This is a genomic window from Streptomyces griseoaurantiacus (assembly GCF_036189845.1).
GTDB classification, from domain to species: Bacteria; Actinomycetota; Actinomycetes; order Streptomycetales; family Streptomycetaceae; genus Streptomyces; species Streptomyces griseoaurantiacus.
In genome coordinates this window covers 4,158,554-4,177,500 of sequence record NZ_CP108326.1, presented here as the reverse complement: position 1 = coordinate 4,177,500, position 18,947 = coordinate 4,158,554, and the positions used below count along the sequence as shown (strand labels likewise).

The following is an 18,947-nucleotide window of genomic DNA, read 5'->3' as shown; positions in this document are numbered from 1 at the left end:
GAGCCCGAGAAGCTGGCGGCGGCCTACGAGTCGTACGGGGCGCTGAAGCGGGATGTCGCGGAGGCGGTGGTCGAGGTGCTGCGGCCGGTGCGGGAGCGGCATCGGGAACTGTGCGCCGATCCGGGGTACCTCGAGGGTGTCCTGCGGGCGGGGGCCGAGCGGGCCCGGGAGGTGGCGCGGCCCCGGGTCGACGCGGCGTACCGGGCGATCGGGCTGCTGCCCGCGGGGTGAGCGTCCCGGGGTGCCGCGCGTGTGCGCGGTGCCCCGGAACGGTCGGGACCGACGTCAGCCGTTGCTGCCGGAGGCCAGCTCGCGGCTGCGGTCGCGGGCGGCCTCCAGGGCCGCGATCAGTGCCGCGCGTACCCCGTGGTTCTCGAGTTCGCGGATCGCGTTGATCGTGGTGCCGGCCGGGGAGGTGACGTTCTCGCGGAGCTTCACGGGGTGTTCGCCGCTGTCGCGGAGCATCGTGGCCGCGCCGATCGCGGACTGGACGATGAGGTCGTGGGCCTTGTCGCGGGGCAGGCCGAGCAGGATGCCGGCGTCCGTCATCGCCTCGACCAGGTAGAAGAAGTACGCCGGGCCCGAGCCGGAGAGTGCGGTGCAGGCGTCCTGCTGCGATTCGGGGACCTGGAGGGTCTTGCCGACGGCGCCGAAGATCTCCTCGGCGTGGGCCACGTGCTCGGGGGTGGCGTGGGTGCCCGCGGAGATGACGGACATCGCCTCGTCGACCAGGGCGGGGGTGTTGGTCATCACGCGGACGACCGGGGTGCCCGGGGAGAGGCGGTCCTCGAGGGAGGCGGTGGTGATGCCGGCGGCGCCGCTGATGACGAGGCGGTCGGCGGGGGTGTGGGGGGCCAGCTCGGTGAGGAGGGTGCCCATGTCCTGCGGCTTGACCGTGAGGATGAGGGTGTCCGCGGACTTGGCGGCCTCGGCGTTGGTGACGGGGGTGACGCCGTAGCGGGTGCGGAGCTGCTCGGCGCGGTCGGCGCGGCGGGTGGTGACGAGGAGGTCCGCGGGGGTCCAGCCTGCCCGGATCATCCCGCTGAGCAGGGCTTCGCCGATCTTGCCGGTGCCGAGGACTGCGACTTTCTGGGTCATGGCGTGGGGTGCCCTCCGGGGGTGCGCGTCGTCTTTGGTCATCTTTGCACCGGGGGCGGGGGCGGGGAGGCGGCGTCCGGTGGGCGGACGGGCAGGGGTGCGCGGAGGCGGGCGGGGCGGGCCCCCGAAGACGGACCCCCTACGCCTTGCCCCGGCGTCTGCGGGAGGGGTTGCCGGTGCGGCGGCCGGCGCGCTTCCGGTGGCGGGCGCGGGCCTCCTCGTACTCCTCGCGGTGCAGCGACTCGCCCGGCGCCTCCTTGAGCGAGCGCAGGAAGTAGGCGAGGAGCGAGCCGATGAAGCCGATGGCCAGCAGACCTCGCAGGGACGCCTGGCGGTCGGGGTCGGGACGGCGGGTGAAGGCGCCCCGGGTGTGGCTGAACGCGAGGGCGCTGCAGACCGCGAACATCACGACCATCAGCACGGTCACCGCGCTGCCGACGTCGGCGATGCGCAGGCCCTCGTAGGCGAGGCGCAGGACGAGGCAGCCGAGGGCCGCCGCCGCGAGGGAGCCGACACAGACGGCGACGCGGCGGACGGCGTAGCCGCGGGGGCCGCCCTCGTGGTCGAGCCAGGTGGTGCCGAAGAAGCTGAGGGGTTCGGGACGGGGGCCGCCGCCGGAGCCCGGGGCGTCACGGGAGCCCGGGGCCTCGCCGACCTCGACCGGGGGTTCTCCCTCGCGCCTGCCGGCGGTCTGCCCGTCCACGCGTTCGTTCCGCCCGTTTCGTTCGCTCACCGGTCGATTATCGCTCCGCCGCCGCCCGCCCCTGGTCGGAGGGCGGGCGGCGGAAGGGGTCAGGAGCAGCGCGGGGCGACGTAGCCGTCGCTGCCCGTCTTGACGTAGGCGTCGGAGACGAACTGCGCGTTGCCGATGCAGTCCCAGATCTTCGAGGTGCCGTAGTAGCCGCTGACGGTGTCGCCCGAGCGCTGGCAGATGATCGGGACGCTGGAGCCGGCGCGCAGTGTCTTGACGATGCTGTAGTTCACGCCCGGGCCGCTGCGCACGTGCAGTTCGACGCCGGGGGCGATGGGGTACAGCTTGGTCGCCTCCGCGGCCGCCGTCACCGCCTCCCCGAGGGGCTCGACGAGGAGTTCGGGTGCCGCTGTCGGTGTGCTCTCCGGTGTGATCTCTTCCGTGGCCATGTGGCCTCCCCCGTATGCGAGTTGAGAATATTTCACGCCAATCGTCCTGGCGCCGCCGAGGCTAGCAAGCCCTACGGGATTCGTACGTGGCATCGACTAGGCTCGGCGCGTCGCGCAAGCGGACGCGAGGCACGGGGGTGACTGATGCCGCCACGGCGCAACGCCGGGACCGAACCGGAAGCGGAGCGTCCGGAATACGCCGGGCAGTACCGGCTGGAGGCCGAGCTCGGCTCCGGCGGCATGGGCGTCGTCCATCTCGCCCGGTCCACCTCGGGGCTGCGCCTCGCCGTGAAGGTGGTGCACGCCCAGTACGCCCAGGACCCCGAGTTCAGAGGGCGGTTCCGGCAGGAGATCGCGGCCGCGCGGCGGGTCAGCGGCGCGTTCACGGCCTCCGTCGTCGACGCCGATCCGGAGGCCGAACGGCCGTGGATGGCGACCCTGTACATCCCCGGGCCCACCCTCGCCGAGCATGTGAAACGGAACGGCGCGCTGCCCCCGGCGCGGCTGCGCCGGCTGATGGCGGGGCTGGCCGAGGCGCTGCGGGACATCCACCGCGTCGGTGTCGTGCACCGCGATCTCAAGCCCAGCAACGTCCTGCTCGCCGAGGACGGGCCCAAGGTCATCGACTTCGGCATCTCCAGGCCCTCGGACAGCGAGCTGCGCACGGAGACGGGCAAGCTGATCGGGACCCCTCCGTTCATGGCACCGGAGCAGTTCCGCAGGCCGCGGGAGGTGGGGCCGGCCGCGGACGTCTTCGCGCTGGGCTCGGTGCTGGTGCACGCGGCGACGGGGCGGGGACCCTTCCACTCCGACAGTCCGTACCTCGTGGCATATCAAGTCGTCCACGACGAGGCGGACTTGACAGGAGTGCCGGAGGACCTGGCGGAGCTCGTCGCGCGCTGTCTGGCCAAGGAGCCGGAGGACCGGCCGACGCCGGACGAGGTGATGACGGCGCTGCGGTCGGTCTCGGCCGCGTACGACACGCAGGCGTTCATACCGGCGCAGCGGGACGTGTCCTTCCTGGAGGCCGGGTCGGAGACCGTGACGGCCGGGGAGCGGGGCGAGGGGCCCGTCGAGGACCGGGCGGGGAGTGCGGCGGGCGCGGAAGGTCCTGCGGGTAGGGAAGGTTCCGCGGGTGCGGCCGGTGCGATGCCGGGGTCCCGGACGGAGAGACGCGGGCGGGCGAGGGAGTGGTCCCGGGGGCGGCTGTGGGGGGTGGGAGGTGCCGTCGCCGCGGTGCTCGCCCTCGTCGGGGGCGGCGTCGCCGTGCTCGCGGGTTCGGGGGCGGACGAGCGCGGGGCGGGACACGGGACGGCCTCCGCGGGTGCCTCGGCCCGGCCGTGGACCGTGCGCCTGCACGCGCCCGGCGTCACCGCGCGCGGCATGGCGCACTGCGTGGCCGGGGGCGGGCGGCTGTACTGCACGCGGGACGGGGTCCTTGCCGCCGCCGTCGATCCCGAGGACGGGCACACCCTGTGGGTGCGGGCGGGCAAGACCGGTGCGGGGGCCGGGACCCCGGAGCTGTCCGGGGGGTTGCTGCACGTCGTCGGAGGAGGCGGGAAGCGGCTCACCGCCCTCGACCCCGCGACCGGCCGGACGCGCTGGAGCCGGGACATCACGCCGTACGCGGGGCGCCTCGCGCACGCCGGCGGGGTCGTCCTGCTCACCGGCGCCGACTCGAGGGTGACCGCGCTGGACTCCGCGACCGGGGCGGTGAAGTGGCGGCGGGCGCTGCCGGGGCAGACGCTGCCCGACTTCCGGGTGTTCGGGGACGGGCTCGCCTATGTGACGCGGAGCGCCGAGGGGGGCGGGACCTCGGTGACCGCCGTCGATCCGGCGACCGGGGGCGTGCGCGAGCGGTGGCGGATGGACGGGGCACTGACCGTCGTCGGGGCGCGGGGCGGGACGGTGTGGTTCACCTCCACGGACACCTCCTCGTACACGGACGGTGTGGTGCGGTACGAGAGGGCGAGCGGGGCGGTGCGGCGGGTGGCGCTGCGGTATCCGCTGCCGGGGGCGCAGGTGGTCGTGCACGGGGAGACGGTGTATCTGCTGGCCAGCGGGGGTGCGGTGGTGGCCGTCGAGACGGCGGGGGCGACGGGTGGGGCGGACGGTGGGGCGACTGGCGGGGCCGCCGGCCGGCAGAAGTGGCGGCTGGAGACGTCCGTGAGTCTGGCGTCCGCGCCGGTGGTGTCCGGGGGGTGGCTGTACTTCATGGCGGCGGACGGCCGGCTGGTGGCGGTGGACGCGGGGCGGGGGGTCGTGCTGGGGCAGACGGGGGTGCGGATGGGGGCTTCGCGGGGGTCGCTGCCGGGGGCGTTGGCGGTGCCGGTGGTGGCTGGGGGGCGGGTCGTCGGGGCGGCGCCGGACGGGGTGGTGTTCGGGGTGGGGGATCCCGCCGGGTGGTGACGGTCCCCCCGGGGTGACGGTCCCTCCGGGGGTGAGCCGGGTGGGGCGGTGGCCGTGGGGTTCTCGCCCCCGCCGCCCCTGCTTTTCCCGGGCCCTTCGAGGGGCTGCGCCCCTTGGACCCCCTCGGGCGCTTCACGGCCCTGAGGGGGTCCGCCCGTCGGCGGGTGCGGGTCGTGGGCGGCTTGTCGCGCGGTTCCCCGCGCCCCTTGGGGGCTGGACCCGGCTTCGACGGGAACCGCACCCGTCCGTGGGCGCGGTTTCCCGCGCCCCTTCTGGGTGAGAGCGTCAGCCCAGCTTGGTGACGTCTCGGACGGCGCCCTTGTCGGCGCTGGTGGCCATGGCGGCGTAGGCGCGCAGCGCGGTGGAGACCTTGCGGTCGCGGTTGCGGGGGGCGTAGGCGCCGTCGAGGGCTTCGGCGCGGCGGGCGAGTTCCGTGTCGTCGACGAGGAGCTCGATCGTGCGGCCGGGGATGTCGATGCGGATGCGGTCGCCGTCCTCGACGAGGGCGATCGTGCCGCCGGAGGCCGCCTCGGGCGAGGCGTGGCCGATCGACAGGCCCGAGGTGCCGCCGGAGAAGCGGCCGTCGGTGACCAGCGCGCAGGTCTTCCCCAGGCCCCGGCCCTTCAGGTACGAGGTCGGGTAGAGCATCTCCTGCATGCCGGGGCCGCCCTTGGGGCCCTCGTAGCGGATGACGACGACGTCGCCGTCCTTGATCCCCTTGGTGAGGATCTTCTCGACGGCCTCCTCCTGGGAGTCGCAGACGACCGCGGGGCCCTCGAAGGTCCAGATGGACTCGTCGACGCCGGCCGTCTTCACGACGCAGCCGTCGACCGCGAGGTTGCCCTTGAGGACCGCGAGGCCGCCGTCCTTGGAGTAGGCGTGCTCGGCGGAGCGGATGCAGCCGCCCTCGGCGTCGGTGTCGAGCGCCTCCCAGCGCTCGGACTGGGAGAAGGCCTCGGCGGAGCGGACGCAGCCGGGGGCCGCGTGCCAGAGTTCGACCGCCTCGGGGGACGGGGAGCCGCCGCGCACGTCCCAGCTCTTGAGCCAGTCGGACAGCGAGGGGCTGTGCACGGAGTGGACGTCCTCGTTGAGCAGACCGGCGCGGTGGAGTTCGCCGAGGAGGGCGGGGATGCCGCCGGCCCGGTGCACGTCCTCCATGTAGTACGTGCGGTCCTTGGCGACGTTGGGGGCGACCTTGGCCAGGCAGGGGACGCGGCGCGAGACGGCGTCGATCTGCTCCAGGCCGAACTCGACGCCCGCCTCCTGGGCGGCGGCGAGCAGGTGCAGGATCGTGTTGGTGGAGCCGCCCATCGCGATGTCGAGCGCCATGGCGTTCTCGAACGCGGCGAACGTGGCGACGTTGCGCGGCAGGACCGTGTCGTCGTCCTGCTCGTAGTGACGGCGGGTGATGTCCATCACCGTGCGGGCGGCGTTCTCGTACAGCGCCTTGCGGGCGGTGTGGGTGGCGAGGACCGAGCCGTTGCCGGGGAGGGAGAGGCCGATGGCCTCGGTGAGGCAGTTCATCGAGTTGGCGGTGAACATGCCGGAACACGAGCCGCAGGTCGGACAGGCGTTCTCCTCGATGCGGAGGATGTCCGCGTCGGAGATCTTGTCGTTGACGGCGTCGGAGATCGCGTCGACCAGGTCGAGCGTGCGGACCGTGCCGTCGACCAGGGTGGCGCGGCCGGACTCCATGGGGCCGCCGGAGACGAAGACCGTCGGGATGTTGAGGCGCAGCGCGGCCATCAGCATGCCCGGGGTGATCTTGTCGCAGTTGGAGATGCAGACCAGGGCGTCGGCGCAGTGCGCCTCGACCATGTACTCCACGCTGTCCGCGATCAGGTCGCGGGAGGGCAGGCTGTAGAGCATGCCGCCGTGGCCCATCGCGATGCCGTCGTCGACGGCGATGGTGTTGAACTCGCGCGGGATGCCGCCCGCCTCGGTGATGGCCTCGGAGACGATCCGGCCGACCGGCTGGAGGTGGGTGTGGCCCGGCACGAACTCGGTGAAGGAGTTGGCGACCGCGATGATCGGCTTACGGCCGATGTCCGCGCCGGGTACACCGGAGGCGCGCATAAGGGCGCGGGCGCCCGCCATGTTGCGGCCGTGGGTGACTGTGCGGGACCTCAGCTCGGGCATCGTCGCTCGCTCCTTCGGGGGGTGATGACTGCCGTCGAGCGTACGCCGGTCATCCAGGTGCCGGGACGGGCCGTCCGGAATGCGGGATGTGCGTCTCGCGCGGCGTGCCGGCCCGGGAGCCCTCAGCCGCGTCCGGCACGGGCGGTGGAGGCCAGGTGGAGGCGGGTGAAGGCCAGCGCCTCCGCGAGGTCGGCCTCACGTTCGGCGCCGGACATGGCGCGGCGGGTGTTGACCTCGATCACGACATGGCCGTCGAAGCGGGTGCGCGCGAGGTGCTCCAGGACCTCCGCGCAGGGCTGTCCGCCGCGGCCGGGCACCAGGTGCTCGTCCTTGGCCGAGCCCTTGCCGTCGGCGAGGTGGACGTGGCCGAGGCGGTCGCCCATGCGGTCGAGCATGGCGAGGGTGTCGGTGCGGGCGGTCGCGGTGTGGCTGAGGTCGATCGTGAAGTGCCGGTAGTCGTCCTTGGTGACGTCCCAGTCGGGGGCGTAGGCGAGCATCTCGCGGTCGCGGTAGCGCCAGGGGTACATGTTCTCCACGGCGAACCGCACGTCGGTCTCGTCCGCCATGCGCCAGACGCCCTCGACGAAGGCGCGCGCGTACTGCCGCTGCCAGCGGAACGGGGGGTGGACGACGACGGTGCTCGCGCCGAGCTTCTCGGCGGCGGCGCGGGCCCGCTGGAGCTTGGTCCAGGGGTCGGTGGACCACACGCGCTGGGTGATGAGCAGGCAGGGGGCGTGCACGGCGAGGATCGGTACGCGGTGGTAGTCGCTGAGTCTGCGCAGTGCCTCGATGTCCTGGCTGACCGGGTCGGTCCAGACCATGACCTCGACGCCGTCGTAGCCGAGGCGCGCGGCGATCTCGAAGGCCGTCGCCGTGGACTCCGGGTAGACGGAGGCGGTGGACAGGGCGACCTTCGGTTCCGTGTCCGGGATCTGCGTTTCCGTGGCCGGGATCTGCACGGGGGGCTCCGCCATGGGGGACAGGTTACGGGGTGCGGTCGGGTGGTGTGGGGGCGCCCGGGGAGTGGGGATGCTCACTGCCGGGCACCGTCCGGGGCGCCCCTCCTACGTCCCCATCTGGTCGAGGCTCCGCAGGATCACGCCCTCGCGCAGGGCCCAGGGGCAGATCTCCAGGGACTCCACGCCGAGCAGGTCCATCGCGGCCTCGGCGACCAGCGCGCCGGCCACGAGCTGGTGGGCGCGGTCCTCGGAGACGCCGGGGAGGTCGGCGCGCTCCCGCGTGGTCATCGAGGCGAGCCGGGGCACCCACGCCTCCAGGGACTCCCGCTTCAGCTCGCGCTGCACGTACAGGCCCTCCGCGGAGCGGGCGGCGCCGCCTATGCGGGCGAGCTGGCGGAAGGTCTTGGACGTGGCCACCACGTGGTCCGGCGGCCCGAAGCGGCTGAACACTCCCACCGTGCGCGCTATCTCGGCGCGCACGTGCTTGCGCAGCGCGCGGACGTCGTCGGGGGCGGGCGGGTCGCCCGGCAGCCGCCCGGCGGTCAGCCGGCCCGCGCCCAGGGGCAGCGACACGGCGGCGTCGGGCTGCTCGTCGATGCCGTAGGCGATCTCCAGGGAGCCGCCGCCGATGTCGAGGACCAGCAGCTTCCCGGCCGACCAGCCGAACCAGCGGCGGGCGGCGAGGAACGTGAGCCGCGCCTCCTCCTCGCCGCTGAGCACCTGGAGCTCGACGCCGGTCTCCTCGCGGACCCGGGCGAGGACCTCGTCGGCGTTGCGGGCCTCGCGCACCGCCGAGGTGGCGAAGGGCAGCAGGTCCTCCACGCCCTTGTCCTCGGCGGCCTGGAGGGCCTCGCGGACCACGGCGACCAGGCGGTCGACGCCCTCCGTGCCGATCGCCCCGTCCTCGTCGAGGAGTTGGGCGAGCCGCAGCTCGGCCTTGTGCGAGTGCGCGGGCAGCGGGCGGGCACCGGGGTGCGCGTCCACCACCAGGAGGTGGACCGTGTTCGATCCCACGTCGAGGACACCGAGTCTCATGGACGCAAACGCTACTGCCGGCGGGCACTTACTCTGGAGGCGTGCCAAAGACGAAAAACGCGAAGAGCGGCAAGCGGGGCAAAAACACCGGGGCCGCGGCGGGTCCGAAGGCCCCTTCGCCGCTGCGCGACGGTTCCGACGAGAAGGGCCTCGACTTCGCGCGGGCGTGGGTGGAGTTCCCCGACCCCGCCGACGAGGAGCAGGTCTTCCGCTGCGACCTCACCTGGCTGACCTCGCGCTGGAACTGCGTCTTCGGCGCCGGCTGCCAGGGCATCGAGGCGGGCCGCGCCGAGGACGGCTGCTGCACGCTGGGCGCGCACTTCTCCGACGAGGAGGACGAGGAGCGCGTCGCCGGCCATGTGGCGAGGCTCACGCCGGACATCTGGCAGCACCACGACGAGGGGCACGCGGGCGGCTGGGTCTCCGAGGACGAGGAGGGCTCCCGCCAGACGCGCCCGTTCCAGGGCTCGTGCATCTTCCAGAACCGCCCGGGCTTCGCGGGCGGCGCCGGCTGCTCCCTGCACATCCTGGCGCTGCGCGAGGGTCGCGAGCCGCTGGAGACCAAGCCGGACGTGTGCTGGCAGCTTCCGGTGCGCAGGACCTACGACTGGATCGACCGGCCCGACGACACCCGCGTGCTGCAGGTGTCGATCGGCGAGTACGACCGCCGGGGCTGGGGCCCGGGCGGGCACGACCTGCACTGGTGGTGCACCTCGGCGACCTCGGCGCACGGCGCGGGCGACCCGGTGTACGTCTCCTACCGTGCGGAGCTGACCGAGCTGATGGGCAAGGCCGGGTACGACCGGCTGGTCGAGCTGTGCGAGGAGCGACTGTCCCGGGGGCTGCCGCTGGTGGCCCCGCACCCGGCGGACCCGGTGCCTGCGGAGGCCCCGGCGAGCCCGGCGAGCCCGGCGGTCTGAGCGCGGACGTTCACTGCGCTGCGCTCACCGGGCGGGGCTCACTGCGCGGGGCTCGCCGCGTCCGGGGTGTCGGTGGGGGGCGTGGAGCCCTCCTCGCCGGAGGGCGTGCCGGGGTCGGTGGTGCTCGGGTCCGGTGCCGGGTCGTCCGGCGTGGGGTCGGGATCGGGTGTACCGGGGCTCGCCGGGGGCCGCGTGTGGTGATGGTGGTGGTGATGACCGCGGGGCGGCGCCGGCGGGTCGGCGTCCGGGGCCGGGGTTCCGGCCGTGCCGTAGCCCTCGATGGTGACCGCCGTGCCGCCGGGGGCGAGCGTCACGCGGGCCTGCCAGGGACCGGCGGGTTCGCGCAGGTGGTCCACGTACACCCGCACGGTCACGGACTCGCCGGGCGCGAGGGTGCCGGAGGTGCGGCTGAGGTAGAGCCAGGGCGCGCCGCTCCTCGCCGACCAGCGCACCGGTGAGTCCCCGGTGGCCCGCAGGGTGATGACGGTCGTCGTGCCGCTGCTCTCCGCGCCGACGGCGAGGCGGCCCGTGCCGCGGGAGTCCGTGTCGCCGCCCACCACGGCGACGTCCACGTCCCCGGCCGGGCGGGGGCGGCCGGAGCGGCGGGAATCGGGGCTCACGCGGGCGTTGCCCGCGTTCTCGTACGGGCCCGTGCCGCCCTCGGCCGCCCCGGCGTCCGGGGCCTCGCCGGCGGTGGCGGGCCTGCCGTCCGTGCCCTCGCCGATCAGCGGGGCGCCCCGGTAGGCGGCCCACAGCGCGAGGACGGGGGCGGCGACGACGGTGGCGACGACCGTCGTGGTGAGCGCCCGGGCACGCAGGCGTTCACGGCGGGCCGCGTGGTCGCCGGGGTCCAGGGGGAAGCCGCGCCGGTCGAAGCGCGGGCCCTTGCCGCGCACCCGGGAGGGGTGGGCCGCCGCCGCGCGCAGGGCGGCGCGGGGCGCGGGCAGGACCGGTAGCGCGTCGGGGGTGACGGTGGCGCCGGGCCAGTTGCCGGGCAGGACGCGTTCGGCGGTGCGGCGGCAGCGGGGGCAGTCGTCCACGTGCCGGACGAGTTCGGTGCGCAGCGCGGTGCCGAGGACGAGCCGGCGGTCCCCGGTGAGGTGGGCGGTGCCGGGGCAGGTGCCGGTTTCCACGACGGCGAGGGCGGCGCGGGTGCGTTCCACCTCGCAGGCGGCGGAGGCGAGGAGTTCGCGGGCGGCGGCGAGGTTCTGGCCGAGGACGGCGGCGACCTCGTGGGCGGCGAGCCGGTGGCGCACGGCGAGTTCGAGGGCCTCGCGCTGCTCGGGGGTGGTGCCGGCGGCCTCGGGCCAGGCCAGCAGCGCGAGTTCGCGGCGGCGGCGCTCGCGGGTCTCGGGGGTGAGGTCCGTGGCGCCGGGGGGTGCGGCGAGCACGGTGGCGGCACGGCGGTCGGCGGTGTCCTCGGGACTCACAGAGCTCATGGGGCTCTTCGGGCTCTTGGGGCTCCTGAGGTGGGCGAGCCGGCGGCGGCAGGCCCAGCGGGCCAGCGCGTACAGCCAGGCGCGGCGGTCGCCGGGAGCCTCCGGGCCGTTGCGGCCGCGCCGCTCGGCCACGGCGAGGACGTCGCCGAGGGCGGCGACCGCCGCGTCGTGCTCGCACAGGACCGACAGACAGTAGGTGAACAGTCCGTCCAGAGGGGGCTCGGACGACCCGGACGACCCGGATGGACGCGCGGCGGTGCGCGCGCTCCCATGCGCCGGGCGCGCGCCGGGGGTGTACGTGGAGGTCTGCGGGCTACTGCTCATCACCCGTGCGACCGTAGGCGCCCGCACCCTGTCCGTTCTCACCCCTTCCGCGCTTTTACTCCGTACGGGTGAAACGATCCCTCATCCGAGTGCGGGGTGTCCTCCCGGCGGGTCCGGTGCGTCAGCAGGGTTGGGGGGGGCGGGGGCGCGCCGTGGCCCGTCGCGCCGTTCCCCGCGCCCCTGGAGCCCGGGGGGACCCCGCTGTCAGTGCCCCCCGTTACGGTTTGCGCATGGCTGCCCGTACCAAAACCGCCAAGGACCGTCCTTCCTACCGCTGCACGGAGTGCGGCTGGCAGACGGCCAAGTGGCTCGGCCGCTGCCCCGAATGCCAGGCCTGGGGCACCGTCGAGGAGTACGGCACGCCCGCCGTCCGCACGACGGCGCCCGGCCGGGTCACCACCGCCGCCCTGCCCATCGCCGAGGTCGACGGCCGGCAGGCCACCGCCCGCTCCACCGGCGTCCCCGAGCTGGACCGCGTGCTCGGCGGCGGTCTGGTCCCCGGCGCGGTCGTCCTCCTCGCGGGCGAGCCCGGCGTCGGCAAGTCCACGCTCCTGCTGGACGTGGCGGCCAAGGCGGCCGCTCCCGAGCACCGCACCCTGTACGTCACGGGCGAGGAGTCCGCGAGCCAGGTCCGCATGCGCGCCGACCGCATCAAGGCGCTCGACGACCACCTCTACCTGGCCGCCGAGACCGATCTCGCGGCCGTTCTGGGCCACTTGGACGAGGTGAAGCCCTCCCTGCTGATCGTCGACTCGGTGCAGACGATCGCCTCCCCGGAGATCGACGGCGCGCCCGGCGGCATGGCCCAGGTCCGCGAGGTGGCCGGCGCCCTCATCCGCGCCTCCAAGGAACGCGGCATGGCCACGCTGCTGGTGGGCCACGTCACGAAGGACGGCGCCATCGCGGGCCCGCGTCTGCTGGAACACCTCGTGGACGTGGTGCTGTCCTTCGAGGGCGACCGCCACGCCCGGCTCCGTCTCGTACGCGGCGTCAAGAACCGGTACGGCGCCACGGACGAGGTCGGCTGCTTCGAACTGCACGACGAGGGCATCGTGGGCCTGGCCGACCCCAGCGGCCTGTTCCTCACCCGGCGCGACGAACCGGTGCCCGGCACCTGTCTGACCGTCACCCTGGAGGGCCGCCGCCCGCTGGTCACCGAGGTGCAGTCGCTCACGGTCGACTCCCAGCTCCCCTCTCCCCGCCGCACCACCTCCGGTCTGGAGACCTCCCGCGTCTCGATGGTGCTCGCCGTGCTGGAACAGCGCGGCCGGATCAGCGCGCTGGGCAAGCGGGACATCTACACGGCGACGGTCGGCGGGGTGAAGCTCTCCGAGCCCGCCGCCGACCTGGCCATCGCCCTCGCGCTCGCCTCCGCCGCGAGCGACACCCCGCTGCCGAAGAACCTCGTCGCGATAGGCGAGGTCGGGCTCGCGGGCGAGGTGAGACGGGTCACGGGCGTGCAGCGCAGGCTCGCCGAGGCGCACCGTCTGGGCTTCACACATGCCCTGGTCCCGGCCGATCCGGGGAAGATCCCACCGGGCATGAAGGTGCTGGAAGTGGCGGACATGGGGGACGCGCTGCGGGTCCTGCCGCGCTCCCGTCGCCGAGAGGCCCCGCAGGAGCGGGAGGACCGCCGGTAGACTTTGCCCTGGTCTCGCCCGTCCGTACGAAAGAAGAGTGCGACACGGAGCGCCCCAGAACCTGCGACCGGAGGAGTGCAGTGGCAGCCAACGACCGGGCGGCAGCTCCCGGAAAATCCGGTGGGAGTTCCGGTGCCGACGGCCTGATGCGCGCCTCCCTGAGCGCCGTGGCGCCCGGTACGGCCCTGCGCGACGGACTGGAGCGGGTGCTCCGCGGCAACACCGGCGGACTCATCGTGCTCGGCTCCGACAAGACCGTGGAGTCGATGTGCACGGGCGGCTTCGTCCTCGACGTCGAGTTCACGGCGACGCGGCTGCGCGAGCTGTGCAAGCTCGACGGCGGCATCGTGCTCTCCTCCGACCTGTCCAAGATCCTCCGTGCGGGCGTGCAGCTGCTGCCCGACCCGACGATCCCCACGGAGGAGACCGGCACCCGGCACCGCACCGCCGACCGGGTCAGCAAGCAGGTCAAGTACCCCGTGGTGTCGGTCTCCCAGTCGATGCGCCTCATCGCGCTCTACGTGGACGGGCAGCGCCGGGTCCTGGAGGACTCGGCGGCGATCCTCTCCCGCGCCAACCAGGCGCTGGCCACGCTGGAGCGGTACAAGCTGCGCCTGGACGAGGTGGCGGGCACGCTGTCCGCGCTGGAGATCGAGGACCTGGTGACGGTCCGGGACGTCTCGGCGGTCGCGCAGCGCCTGGAGATGGTCCGCCGCATCGCCACCGAGATCGCCGAGTACGTGGTCGAACTGGGCACCGACGGCCGTCTTCTCGCCCTCCAGCTCGACGAGTTGATCGCGGGCGTGGAGCCCGAGCGGGAACTGGTGGTGCGGGACTACGTGCCCGAGCCCACCGCCAAGCGCTCCCGCACGGTCGACGAGGCCCTCGCCGAGCTCGACGCGCTGAGCCACGCGGAACTGCTGGAGCTGTCCACCGTCGCCCGCGCGCTCGGCTACACCGGCTCCCCCGAGGCGCTGGACTCCGCTGTCTCCCCGCGCGGCTTCCGCCTGCTGGCGAAGGTGCCCCGGCTGCCCGGCGCGATCATCGACCGTCTGGTGGAGCACTTCGGCGGCCTGCAGAAGCTGCTCGCCGCGAGCGTGGACGACCTGCAGACGGTGGACGGGGTCGGCGAGGCCCGCGCCCGCAGCGTCCGCGAGGGGCTGTCCCGGCTCGCGGAGTCCTCGATCCTGGAACGCTACGTCTGAACCCCGCGCCCGGGGACAGCCCTTGAGCACGAAGGCCCGTGGGGCTGCCTGCGGGGCTCAGTCCTTGGCGAGCACGAAGGACGTCCGCGCCTTGGTGAACCCCTCGGCCTTCGCCTCCACCAGGTAGGTGCCCGCCGAGGCCTTGCCCGCCTTCGGGGTGGCGCAGTGGGCGGCGCTCGGCTCGCGGTCCCACTTCACCGTGTAGGTCGCGCTGCCCTGGGCCGGCACCCGGAAGAGGACGCTGCCGGAGCCCTCGGCGCAGTCGTCGGAGGCCCAGAAGTCCTCGTCCTCGCCCGTCTGCGTGATCGTCAGGACCGCGTGCTTCGGCCCGAGGTCGATCTTGCAGTCACCGGCGGAGGTGTTGCGGGCGGTCAGCCGCAGGGTGGGGGTCTGCTCGGGAGCGTAGGTGTTGTGGACACTGCTGAGGTTCAACGTGACCGCGCTCGTGGTGCAGTTGGGCAGGGTGGAGCCGGCCGGCACCTGTTCACCGCTGACCCCGCCTACGCCCCCGCTCCCGGCGCCGCCGCCCTCCGTACCGCCGGCGGATCCGCCGCCCCCGGCACCTGCGCCCGTACCGGTCCCGTCGCTGTCGCCCGCACCGTCGCCGGAGCCGTCCGAACCGCCGGAGCCGCCCGAGCCGCCGTCCTCGCCGCCGCCCGACTCGTCACGGCCGCCGGGGTGCCGGCTGATCGCGGGGCCCGAACTGGAGGGTCCCGGGGTGATGGAGGGCGCGGGGTTCTTGCCGTCGCCCCCGCCCTCGCTCTTCTTCCCGCCGCCTCCGCCGAGGGCGACGAACCATACGACGAGGAGCGCCAGCACCCCGAGTACGGCAAGGAGAACGGCCCTCCGACGCCAGTAGATGGAGGAGGGAAGCGGCCCGACCGGATTGCGCAGAGATCCCACGGCCCAAACCTTACGAGAGAACACTCGCCCAACTGGCCGTCACCCGCCGCTCATCGGCAACTTTTCCGGATCATCATCTGTTCCAACGAACCCGGGAGGGTGCAAAGGGGCACCGTGCCCCCGCGCCGGCACGGCCGTGTGCCCCGCACGGGGGCACGGCCACGACACCCGGACACCCCGCCGGGGCGACACGCCGCAGCACGCCCCCACCCCGTGGCAGGATCGAAACCGCCATGACAGCACCCACCGCGCACACCACAGACAGCCCCGCCGCCGCCTCCCCCACGCCCCACCCCATCCCCACCCCCGCCGCGGACCCCACGACCCCCGCTCCCCCCGCCGACACCGGGGGGAACCTGCACGGTCCCGTCATCGCCTGGTTCGAGGCGCACGCCCGCGACCTCCCCTGGCGCCGCCCCGACGCAGGGCCCTGGGGCGTGATGGTCAGCGAGTTCATGCTCCAGCAGACCCCGGTGAGCCGCGTCCTGCCCGTCTACGAGCAGTGGCTCGCCCGCTGGCCGCGCCCCGCCGACCTCGCCAAGGAGGCGCCCGGCGAGGCCGTCCGCGCCTGGGGCCGCCTCGGCTACCCCCGCCGCGCGCTGCGGCTGCACGGCGCGGCCGTCGCCATAACGGAACGGCACGGCGGCGACGTCCCCACCGACCACGCCCAGTTGCTCGCCCTGCCCGGCATCGGCGAGTACACCGCCGCAGCGGTGGCCTCGTTCGCCTACGGGCAGCGGCACGCCGTGCTGGACACCAATGTGCGCCGCGTGCTGGCCCGCGCGGTCACCGGCGTCCAGTACCCGCCGAACGCGACCACGGCCGCCGAGCGCAAACTGGCCCGCGCCCTGCTGCCGGAGGACGAGCACACGGCCTCCCGCTGGGCGGCGGCGTCGATGGAACTCGGCGCGCTGGTGTGCACGGCGAAGAACGAGAGCTGCCACCGCTGCCCGATCGCCGACCGGTGCGCCTGGCACGTCGCGGGCAAGCCCGCGCACGACGGCCCGCCGCGCCGCGTCCAGTCGTACGCGGGAACGGACCGCCAGGTGCGCGGCCGGCTGCTCGCGGTGCTCCGGGAGGCCGCGCACCCCGTTCCGCAGGCGGCCCTCGACCGGGTGTGGAACGAGCCGGTGCAGCGGGCCCGCGCGCTGGACGGCCTGGTCTCCGACGGACTGGTCGAGCCGCTGCCCGGCGGCCGGTACCGCCTTCCCCTGAGCTGAGCCCGCCCCGGCAGCGGGCTCGGCCCGGGGCCGGCTCCCGGGTCCGAGCCGGGCCGGCCCCCGCGAAGCGGGCGTTGATCTTTACCCCCGCTTCGCCGTTCCACACCCCTCCGACAGCGACGTCACAGTCGTCCATGACGTTCGAGGTGCGCCACCCCCACCACAAATCGCCTGCGAGGGAAGGAATCACCCCTTCCCTTTAGCCCGCGCTTACTTCCGTTACACAACCGACGGACAGCCGAGCGCCGTCCGCAGGCTTCCTCGGACAGCCTCGTGACAACGCCTCCGTAGCTTTCTTCCCGTACCCGGCGAGGACAGGACGGCCGGAACGGAGAACCGACGACAGGTCGGCGCGGGGCGCGGGAGGCGATGGACATGACGCAGGCTCAGGGCGAGGTGCTCGGGTTCGAGGAGTACGTCCGCACGCGGCAGGACGCACTGCTGCGCAGTGCGCGCCGGCTGGTGCCGGACCCGGTCGACGCCCAGGACCTCCTGCAGACCGCGCTCGTACGGACGTACGGCCGCTGGGACGGCATCGCCGACAAGCGGCTGGCCGACGCCTACCTGCGCCGGGTCATGATCAACACTCGTACCGAGTGGTGGCGTGCCCGCAAGCTGGAGGAAGTGCCCACCGAGCAGCTCCCGGACGCCTCCGTCGACGACTCCGCCGAGCAGCACGCGGACCGTGCCCTGCTGATGGACGTCCTCAAGGTTCTCGCTCCGAAGCAACGCAGCGTCGTCGTGCTGCGACACTGGGAGCAGATGACCACGGAGGAGACCGCCGCCGCCCTCGGCATGTCGGCCGGTACGGTCAAGAGCACGCTGCACCGGGCGCTCGCCCGGCTCCGCGAGGAGCTGGAGTCCCGCGATCTGGACGCACGCGCGCTGGAGCGTGAGGAGCGGGAGCGTTGCGCGGCCTAGGCAGAGGGGTCGGTTGGCCCGGCAGGGCCCTCAAGGCGGTGATCGCGGCGGTGGCCGCGATCGCCGCCCTCGGCCTTTTCGTCTCCGCGTGCGGGACGGGCGGGACCGGCGCCCGGGACGAGGGCCCGGCGGGCAGCGAGACGCTGGCCCCGGTCTCCTCGCCCTCGGGCTCGGTGCGGCGTACGGAGCCGGAGTCGACTCCGAGCGCGCCCTCGTCCTCCGAGGCGGTGCCCGCCCCGGCCGAGCAGGAGAAGCGGCGGGGCCTCGCGGTCAAGCTCGTCGAGAGCGACCCGAAGGTCAGCCCCGCGGTGAAACGCCAGCTCAAGCCGTGTGTCGGGGACGAGTACCCGGTGGACGTGTCGTACGGCGGGCTGACCCGGGGGCCCTCGGACGACATCGTGGTGAACGTGATGACGTGTGGAGACGCGGTGGGCGTCGGCGCCTACGTGTACCGCTCGGGCGATCACGGGTACGACAATGTGTTCAGGGCCGAGGACCCGCCGGTCTACGCGGAGATCGACCGGGGCGACCTGGTGGTGACCCAGCAGCTGTACCGCAAGGGGGACTCGCTGACCTACCCGTCCAGCGAGGAGGTCATCACCTACCGCTGGGCGGGGAGGCGCTTCGTCGCGCAGTCCCGCGTGCACAACGACTACAGCAACGCGGTGGACCAGGAGGTGACGACGGCGCCCAGCACCCGCTGAGGTCCCGCCGCGCACCGGTCCCCCGAGGTCACGGGCCCGCCCTCCGGCGGGTCCGCGGCGGCGCGGGGCACACCGCCGCTCCCCTCGACCAAGACGCCCGAGACGACAGAGACGACAGAGAGACGGCCGAGAGCACCGATGGCAGAGCAGACCCACGTCCTGTTCGTGGAGGACGACGACGTCATCCGTGAGGCCACGCAGCTGGCGCTGGAGCGCGACGGCTTCGCGGTCACCGCCATGCCCGACGGGCTGTCGGGCCTCGAGTCGTTCCGCTCCCGGCGCCCCGACATCGCGCTGCTGGACGTGATGGTGCCGGGGCTCGACGGGGTGAGCCTGTGCCGGCGCATCCGTGACGAGTCGAACGTGCCGGTGATCATGCTGTCCGCGCGGGCCGACTCCATCGACGTCGTCCTCGGCCTGGAGGCGGGCGCCGACGACTACGTGACCAAGCCCTTCGACGGGGCCGTGCTGGTCGCCCGGATCCGCGCGGTGCTGCGCCGCTTCGGGCACGCGGGCGGCATGCGGGGCGAGGAGGACGATCCGGCGGCGGAGGGCGGGGTGCTCACCTTCGGCGAGCTGGAGGTGGACACCGGGGGCATGGAGGTGCGCCGGTCCGGGCGCCCGGTGTCCCTCACCCCGACCGAGATGCGGCTGCTGCTGGAGTTCTCCGCCGTGCCGGGCACGGTGCTCTCGCGTGACAAGCTCCTCGAGCGGGTGTGGGACTACGGCTGGGGCGGGGACACCCGCGTCGTCGACGTCCATGTGCAGCGGCTGCGCACGAAGATCGGCCAGGACCGGATCGAGACGGTCCGCGGCTTCGGCTACAAACTGAAGGCCTGAGCGGGGCGGGAGGGTGCGGAGGATGTTTCGGCGCCGAGGGCGGGCCGGCGG

At 74.0% G+C, this 18,947-nt stretch carries 17 protein-coding genes (1 of these 17 cut by a window edge); 9 read left to right on the top strand and 8 right to left on the bottom strand.

The features are described from left to right. Positions 1–231 carry the final stretch of a tryptophan--tRNA ligase gene (gene trpS, locus OHB09_RS18620; RefSeq protein WP_006142133.1) on the top strand. It extends 768 nt beyond the left edge of the window, so the window shows 231 of its 999 coding nt (coding positions 769–999); its start codon lies beyond the left edge, outside the window; its stop codon occupies positions 229–231. A 54-nt stretch (positions 232–285) separates the two neighbouring features. Here trpS and proC read toward each other — a convergent pair whose 3' ends face one another. The 3 genes from proC to OHB09_RS18605 all read right to left on the bottom strand — a co-directional run bounded on the left by proC (position 286) and on the right by OHB09_RS18605 (position 2,238). Continuing rightward, a complete protein-coding gene (gene proC, locus OHB09_RS18615) occupies positions 286–1,098 on the bottom strand; it encodes a pyrroline-5-carboxylate reductase (RefSeq protein WP_006142132.1) in 813 nt (270 codons plus the stop codon). Positions 1,099–1,237: 139 nt separating this feature from the next. Continuing rightward, on the bottom strand, positions 1,238–1,831 hold the full coding sequence (locus tag OHB09_RS18610; protein ID WP_407077333.1) for an EamA/RhaT family transporter: 594 nt from the start codon (positions 1,829–1,831) through the stop codon (positions 1,238–1,240). Positions 1,832–1,890: 59 nt separating this feature from the next. Further along, positions 1,891–2,238, bottom strand: coding sequence for a peptidase (locus OHB09_RS18605; protein WP_167794212.1), 348 nt, complete (start codon positions 2,236–2,238; stop codon positions 1,891–1,893). A 144-nt stretch (positions 2,239–2,382) separates the two neighbouring features. Between OHB09_RS18605 and OHB09_RS18600 the strand changes: the two genes are divergently transcribed. Further along, entirely contained in the window at positions 2,383–4,647 is a 2,265-nt protein-coding gene (locus tag OHB09_RS18600) for a protein kinase domain-containing protein (RefSeq protein WP_328918634.1), read from the top strand. 285 nt (positions 4,648–4,932) lie between these two features. Here OHB09_RS18600 and ilvD read toward each other — a convergent pair whose 3' ends face one another. The 3 genes from ilvD to OHB09_RS18585 form a co-directional block, all read right to left on the bottom strand. After that, positions 4,933–6,786: a dihydroxy-acid dehydratase gene (ilvD, locus tag OHB09_RS18595; protein WP_006142128.1), complete on the bottom strand. Its 1,854-nt coding sequence runs from the start codon at positions 6,784–6,786 to the stop codon at positions 4,933–4,935. Positions 6,787–6,908: 122 nt separating this feature from the next. Further along, positions 6,909–7,760, bottom strand: coding sequence for a sugar phosphate isomerase/epimerase family protein (locus OHB09_RS18590; protein ID WP_093597095.1), 852 nt, complete (start codon positions 7,758–7,760; stop codon positions 6,909–6,911). A 90-nt stretch (positions 7,761–7,850) separates the two neighbouring features. After that, positions 7,851–8,780, bottom strand: coding sequence for a Ppx/GppA phosphatase family protein (locus OHB09_RS18585; protein ID WP_040896168.1), 930 nt, complete (start codon positions 8,778–8,780; stop codon positions 7,851–7,853). A 41-nt stretch (positions 8,781–8,821) separates the two neighbouring features. Here OHB09_RS18585 and OHB09_RS18580 point away from each other — a divergent pair, with 41 nt between their 5' ends. After that, a complete protein-coding gene (locus OHB09_RS18580; RefSeq protein WP_328922269.1) occupies positions 8,822–9,700 on the top strand; it encodes a hypothetical protein in 879 nt (292 codons plus the stop codon). Positions 9,701–9,738: 38 nt separating this feature from the next. Here the strand turns inward: OHB09_RS18580 and OHB09_RS18575 are convergent, their stop codons facing one another. Next, a complete protein-coding gene (locus OHB09_RS18575; RefSeq protein WP_328922268.1) occupies positions 9,739–11,463 on the bottom strand; it encodes a BACON domain-containing protein in 1,725 nt (574 codons plus the stop codon). Positions 11,464–11,693: 230 nt separating this feature from the next. Here OHB09_RS18575 and radA point away from each other — a divergent pair, with 230 nt between their 5' ends. After that, positions 11,694–13,103 carry a DNA repair protein RadA gene (gene radA, locus OHB09_RS18570; RefSeq protein WP_167794216.1) on the top strand — a complete coding sequence of 470 codons (1,410 nt, stop codon included), beginning with the start codon at positions 11,694–11,696 and terminating at the stop codon, positions 13,101–13,103. Positions 13,104–13,183: 80 nt separating this feature from the next. After that, entirely contained in the window at positions 13,184–14,308 is a 1,125-nt protein-coding gene (gene disA, locus OHB09_RS18565) for a DNA integrity scanning diadenylate cyclase DisA (RefSeq protein WP_006142122.1), read from the top strand. Between the two features lie 57 nt (positions 14,309–14,365). Here the strand turns inward: disA and OHB09_RS18560 are convergent, their stop codons facing one another. Then, positions 14,366–15,211, bottom strand: a complete 846-nt coding sequence (locus OHB09_RS18560; protein WP_191891914.1) for a hypothetical protein — start codon at positions 15,209–15,211, stop codon at positions 14,366–14,368. A 233-nt stretch (positions 15,212–15,444) separates the two neighbouring features. Between OHB09_RS18560 and OHB09_RS18555 the strand changes: the two genes are divergently transcribed. The 4 genes from OHB09_RS18555 to cseB all read left to right on the top strand — a co-directional run bounded on the left by OHB09_RS18555 (position 15,445) and on the right by cseB (position 18,896). Beyond that, the gene (locus tag OHB09_RS18555; protein WP_328922267.1) at positions 15,445–16,431 is read left to right on the top strand and encodes an HhH-GPD family protein; all 987 of its coding nucleotides are present in this window, start codon (positions 15,445–15,447) and stop codon (positions 16,429–16,431) included. Between the two features lie 369 nt (positions 16,432–16,800). Further along, the gene (locus tag OHB09_RS18550; protein WP_006142119.1) at positions 16,801–17,352 is read left to right on the top strand and encodes a SigE family RNA polymerase sigma factor; all 552 of its coding nucleotides are present in this window, start codon (positions 16,801–16,803) and stop codon (positions 17,350–17,352) included. Beyond that, entirely contained in the window at positions 17,340–18,056 is a 717-nt protein-coding gene (locus OHB09_RS18545; RefSeq protein ID WP_206316041.1) for a hypothetical protein, read from the top strand. The genes OHB09_RS18550 and OHB09_RS18545 overlap by 13 nt, the downstream gene beginning before the upstream one ends. A 138-nt stretch (positions 18,057–18,194) precedes the next feature. Then, the gene (gene cseB / locus OHB09_RS18540; RefSeq protein WP_006142116.1) at positions 18,195–18,896 is read left to right on the top strand and encodes a two-component system response regulator CseB; all 702 of its coding nucleotides are present in this window, start codon (positions 18,195–18,197) and stop codon (positions 18,894–18,896) included. The last annotated feature ends 51 nt before the right edge of the window (positions 18,897–18,947 follow it).

What these genes read in the sequence shown, in the direction of transcription:
- cseB (WP_006142116.1), top strand. Translation starts at nt 18,195, where the DNA reads ATGGCAGAGCAGACCCACGTCCTGTTCGTGGAGGACGACGACGTCATC.
- OHB09_RS18585 (WP_040896168.1), bottom strand. Translation starts at nt 8,780, where the DNA reads ATGAGACTCGGTGTCCTCGACGTGGGATCGAACACGGTCCACCTCCTG.
- radA (WP_167794216.1), top strand. Translation starts at nt 11,694, where the DNA reads ATGGCTGCCCGTACCAAAACCGCCAAGGACCGTCCTTCCTACCGCTGC.
- OHB09_RS18600 (WP_328918634.1), top strand. Translation starts at nt 2,383, where the DNA reads ATGCCGCCACGGCGCAACGCCGGGACCGAACCGGAAGCGGAGCGTCCG.
- OHB09_RS18550 (WP_006142119.1), top strand. Translation starts at nt 16,801, where the DNA reads ATGGACATGACGCAGGCTCAGGGCGAGGTGCTCGGGTTCGAGGAGTAC.
- OHB09_RS18590 (WP_093597095.1), bottom strand. Translation starts at nt 7,760, where the DNA reads ATGGCGGAGCCCCCCGTGCAGATCCCGGCCACGGAAACGCAGATCCCG.
- ilvD (WP_006142128.1), bottom strand. Translation starts at nt 6,786, where the DNA reads ATGCCCGAGCTGAGGTCCCGCACAGTCACCCACGGCCGCAACATGGCG.
- OHB09_RS18575 (WP_328922268.1), bottom strand. Translation starts at nt 11,463, where the DNA reads ATGAGCAGTAGCCCGCAGACCTCCACGTACACCCCCGGCGCGCGCCCG.
- proC (WP_006142132.1), bottom strand. Translation starts at nt 1,098, where the DNA reads ATGACCCAGAAAGTCGCAGTCCTCGGCACCGGCAAGATCGGCGAAGCC.
- OHB09_RS18605 (WP_167794212.1), bottom strand. Translation starts at nt 2,238, where the DNA reads ATGGCCACGGAAGAGATCACACCGGAGAGCACACCGACAGCGGCACCC.
- OHB09_RS18555 (WP_328922267.1), top strand. Translation starts at nt 15,445, where the DNA reads ATGACAGCACCCACCGCGCACACCACAGACAGCCCCGCCGCCGCCTCC.